We start from the raw sequence: 593 nt of genomic DNA, 5'->3' as shown, positions 1-593 counted from the left end.
TTAAAATTGTAAATGGTGTTATGTCACCGATTGATGTTAGGGCTCTTGTATGGTTGTGGCTTGCGATCCTACGAGCTGTGTAATTTACGTTTATCCGATTTAGATTTTGAGAGAAAGACGGTTTTTGTTAGAAAAGGCAAAGGTCATCGGGATCGTTATCTGCCGTTAAGTGCTCATTTAATTCGTGGGCTTAGGGCATATTTTCAAGAATATGCTCCGCAACAACATGTGTTTACCTCACAAGTAAGTAAAGATGGTAAAGAACATCCTATTACAACTAGAGCCATCCAATGGTTGATCAAAGAGAGTCGATCAAAAGTAAAAACTTCCAAGCATTTTACAGCGCACACCCTGCGTCATAGCTATGCGACTCATTTAAAACCCTACAAGCTATCCGACGTTGTCGCACTGCAGAGCTGGGCGGACATATCGATCAATGTACTTGCTGCAATGGCTTGCATTTATCATACAATTCATGCCGCAATCGTCATTGTCCGCGGTGTCAGGCTCACAAGCGCGAGCAATGGATCGCTGCGCGTAGCCAGGAGCTACTCGATGTGCCTTATTATCATTTGGTCTTCACCATACCGAGT

The 593-nt window shown here is 43.5% G+C and carries 2 pseudogenes; both read left to right on the top strand.

Annotated features, from left to right (window positions below):
- Positions 1 to 12: 12 nt before the first annotated feature.
- Positions 13 to 369 (top strand): annotated as a pseudogene (locus tag GMC_RS19225) (tyrosine-type recombinase/integrase); the annotation flags it as partial.
- Between the two features lie 8 nt (positions 370 to 377).
- Positions 378 to 593 (top strand): annotated as a pseudogene (locus GMC_RS21145) (transposase zinc-binding domain-containing protein); the annotation flags it as partial.

It is taken from the genome of Aquimarina agarivorans (genome assembly GCF_000218485.1).
Lineage (GTDB): Bacteria > Bacteroidota > Bacteroidia > Flavobacteriales > Flavobacteriaceae > Aquimarina > Aquimarina agarivorans.
This window is presented reverse-complemented; position numbering and strand designations above follow the sequence as displayed.